Source organism: Klebsiella sp. 28 (genome assembly GCF_018223905.1).
GTDB classification, from domain to species: Bacteria; Pseudomonadota; Gammaproteobacteria; order Enterobacterales; family Enterobacteriaceae; genus Klebsiella; species Klebsiella pneumoniae.
On the sequence record NZ_JAGRQY010000246.1, the window covers coordinates 1 to 3,990 of the forward strand.

The 3,990-nt window shown below is 61.9% G+C and carries 3 protein-coding genes; 2 read left to right on the plus strand and 1 reads right to left on the minus strand.

Features of this window, described 5'->3' with window-relative positions:
* Window positions 1-2,469 (plus strand): fimbria/pilus outer membrane usher protein (locus tag KHQ28_RS27420; RefSeq protein ID WP_228298301.1); only part of this gene is annotated, 2,469 nt, incomplete at its 5' end.
* A 7-nt stretch (window positions 2,470-2,476) separates the two neighbouring features.
* Window positions 2,477-3,571, plus strand: coding sequence for a fimbrial protein (locus tag KHQ28_RS27425; RefSeq protein WP_004180974.1), 1,095 nt, complete (start codon window positions 2,477-2,479; stop codon window positions 3,569-3,571).
* Here KHQ28_RS27425 and KHQ28_RS27430 read toward each other — a convergent pair.
* Window positions 3,486-3,990, minus strand: a 505-nt coding sequence (locus KHQ28_RS27430) for a molecular chaperone (protein WP_211777766.1), incomplete at its 5' end; no start/stop codon positions are given. The two genes, KHQ28_RS27425 and KHQ28_RS27430, sit on opposite strands and share 86 nt — an antisense overlap.

Sequence of the window (3,990 nt, forward strand, 5' to 3'; positions counted from 1 at the left end):
ACGATGATGTGCTGTCTCAGCCCGCTGAGCCGGGCGCTGGCCGACGACTATTTTGATCCGGCGGCGCTGGAGTTTGCCGACCCGCAGCAGCAAACCTCCGATCTGCACTACTTCGCCAAACCCGGCGGGCAGCAGCCGGGGACTTATCCTGTCACCGTGGTGGTTAACGACCAGGAGCTGGGCCAGGCCAATATCACCTTTGTTGACGATGGCGGGCAGCTGCAGCCGGTGCTGACGCCCGGGCAGCTGGCGGAGTATGGGGTTAACGTTAGCGCGTTTCCGGCTTTTCAAACGCTGCATGAGGGTGAGACCTTCACCCGGATCGAGAAGTTTATTCCCGACGCCAGCAGCCGCTTCACCTTCGCTAACCAGCGCCTGACGCTGAGTATTCCCCAGGCGGCGATGAACGTGCAAAGCCGCGGCTATGTCGATCCGTCGCGCTGGGACGATGGCGTGCCGGCCGCGTTTGTCGATTACTATTTTTCCGGCGCGCAAATAAAGAACGCCGACGAAGGGGAGAGCAGCCGCTCAAACTATCTCAATTTACGCAGCGGCCTCAACCTGGGCGCCTGGCGACTGCGCAACATCTCCTCAATGCAGTATGACCAGCAGCGCCGGCACTGGGATACCCAGAGCACCTGGCTGCAGCGCGATGTCCGCTCGCTGAAGAGCTTGCTGCGGATCGGCGATACCTATACCACCGGCGATGTGTTTGACAGCATACAGTTTCGCGGCGTACAGCTGATGTCTGACGATGAGATGCTCCCGGACAGCCAGCGTGGCTTTGCCCCCACTATTCGTGGCGTGGCGCACAGCAATGCCAAAGTGACCGTCTCTCAGCACGGGTATGTGATCTACGAGACCTTTGTGTCACCGGGGGCATTCGCCATCAGCGATCTCTACCCCACCTCGCAGAGCGGCGATCTGGAGGTGAAGGTGACCGAGAGCAATGGCGTGGTGCGTACCTTTACCCAGCCCTATTCCGCGGTGCCATATATGCTGCGCGAAGGGCGCGGCAAATTCAGTCTCAGCGCCGGCCGCTACCACTCCGGGGGGGAGTCGGTGCGCTCGCCGGAATTTCTGCAGGGCACTTTGTTCTACGGTTTGACGGCGGGATTCACCCTCTACGGTGGTACGCAGCTGGCCCGGGACTATCAGGCGTGGGCGCTGGGCCTGGGCCGCGGTTTTGGCGAGTTCGGATCGCTGGGAGGGGATGTCACCCAGGCCGTCACCCGTACGCCGTCGGGCAAGCGCTATACGGGCCATTCGCTGCGCGCTCAGTATCAGAAAAATTTTGTCAGCTCGGGCACCGCATTCAGCCTCGCCAGCTATCGCTACTCCTCCAGCGGCTATTACGATTTTGCCGAAGCCAGCGCCCTGGAAAGCGCGCAGGGGCAGGTGGACAACCGGCGCCGACGGGAAGAGATCTCGGTGTCACAAAGCCTTGGCGATCTGGGGAGTCTGGCGGTTTCCGCCTGGTCGCAGGAATACTGGCACCGGCAGAGCCGGGATGAGACGGTACATCTCGGGTTCTACAGCGCCTGGAAAGGGATCTCCTGGGGTGTGGGCTATTACTACACCCGCGCCAGCGGTCAGCAAAAAAATGATCGCTCCTGGTCTTTCAATATCAATATTCCGCTGGGTGGTCCGCTGTCCGACAGCGCGGTGAGCTACAACACCACCTCGGACAGCAATGGCTATACCTCGCAGCAGGTGTCGCTGTATGGCGCGGTGCCGTCGCGGCCGAACCTGTTCTACTCGGTTCAGCAGGGCTATGGCAATCAGGGACGAGGCAGCAATAGCAGCGCTGCTCTCGACTACCACGGCGGCTTCGGCAACGCCCAGCTTGGCTATCGCCATGACGCCGCCAGCAACCAGCTGACCTGGGGAGGCGCCGGCTCGGTGGTCGCGCATCCGCACGGGGTCACTTTCGGCCAGACGGTGGGTGAGAGCTTCGCCATCGTCCGCGCGCCGGGGGCCGCCGGGGTGGCGGTACAAAACGGCAACAATGTGCACACCGACTGGCGCGGCTATGCCGTGGTGCCGTCCCTCACCGCCTATCGGAAAAATGTCATTACCCTCGACACGGAGTCGATGGCGGATGATACCGACGTCGACCAGCAGGGGCAGACGGTGATCCCCAGCGGCGGCGCGGTGGTGATGGCCAACTACCGGACCCACATTGGCAACCGGGTGCTGTTTACCCTCCGCAATGCCCAGGGGCCGTTACCGTTTGGCGCCAGCGCGCAATTGGTCACGGCGGAGGAGAGCGGCAATCCGCCGGGCGGCATGGTGGCTGACGGCGGCCAGGTGTACCTCAGCGGTGTACCGCAGGAGGGGACCCTGGCGGTGAGCTGGGTCGTGAACAACCAGTCGCAGAGCTGCAGGCTGCATTTTCATCTTCCGGATAACCCACAGCAGAGTCTGAACACGGTGAAAACCGTCTCCGGACTGTGCCAGACACGCTGAGGCGGCTATGAAATCTGTTTTTCGTCTACTTCCTTTCCTCTTTCTGCTGGGGCTGAGCGCCTATCTTCCCGGCGTGCGGGCTGAAACCTGCCGCGCAAATATCGGCCAGACCACGGTCAATATTCCTAATATCAAGTATTTACCCACGCTGCCGGTCAATACCCAGATGACCAGCGCGATGGCGGATAACGGCAGCGGGATCCCTTTTTCCTGCGACCTGCAGCTGCCGACGGCGAGCGCCAAACGCATCGTCTATAAGCAGCTGAAAACCGGCGGCTCGCCGATGGTGATTAACGGACAGCATGTCTACCCCAGCGCTATCGACGGCATTGGTTACGCCCTCAGCTTCCAGTGCGCCGGCGGCCCGATGCGTGCCATCGATGGCAGCCACTCCGCCGGCGGCGAGTCGGTGGTGGTATGCGACAGTGCGACGCTCCCGGCGCTGATGACGCAGCAGCAAACCACGGTGAGGATTGCGGTAACCTTCTATAAAACCGGAACGGTGCAACTGGCGGACGGGACGCATACCAACTCGCCGCCGCTGCCGCAGGTGGGGGAGATGACCATTGAACAGCAGACCAGCGCAAGCGCTAGCTTTGTCGCCAGCGCGCCGGTCAGCATCGATATCGCCGCCCTGAATGTGGACATTGGCAGCAGCGGCAGCTGCCAGGTAGCGACATCGACGATCCAGGTCAGTCTGGGTACGGTTAACCGGGGGGAGTTTCATGGCAAAGGGACTACCGGCGGCCAGGCGAAGCGCTTTTCGATTCCGGTCTTCTGTCCGACGCCGACCGACGTGCGCATCGGCTTTTTCGGCGTCAGCGTGGAGAGCGATACCCTGGCCCTGAGCCAGGCCAGCAACAGCGCCAGCGGCGTCGGCGTGAAGCTGACCTACGGCAATAACCCCGGTGCGGCAGTGCCCGACGGCACCAGCGTTAAGATCAATGAGGCCAGCAACTTGCCGATCCTGAAAAGGGTGACCGGCGCCAGCGCCGGTACCGCCGAGGCGATCAATTTCAACGCCCAGTATGTGCAGACTGACGCCACGGTGGGAGCCGGTACGGCCAACAGCATGGTGACTTTCGCCCTGGAGTATAACTAGCCTGGGGCGGCACATGGGCATTCTGCAGGGGGATGGGCACCACCGCGCCGTAGTCGTCGATATAGTTCAACTGGTACAGGCGAGTGCTGTCGGTGGTCATCACGGTATGGCTGCTGTATGGCCGGAGCATCACGTTTCTTATCGGCGAGAGGTGGCCTTTATTATCGATCAGCGCCCCGTTGACCAGGGTGATATGCAGTGGGCCTAAGTTGGTAAAGCGCAGGTTATTCCCGCTCTGCTGCCACTGCAGCTTTTGCACCTCTCTGGCGAGGGTGGTGGTTATGGCGGGCGGACGATAAAAGAGCTTCAGGCGGGTACGGACGACAAATTGCAGCGTATGCGTGCCGACGGCTGCGGGAGGCGTCTCCTGGATATTGACCCAGTACACGCTTTCCCGATCGCCGGGCAGCCCGCCGCCG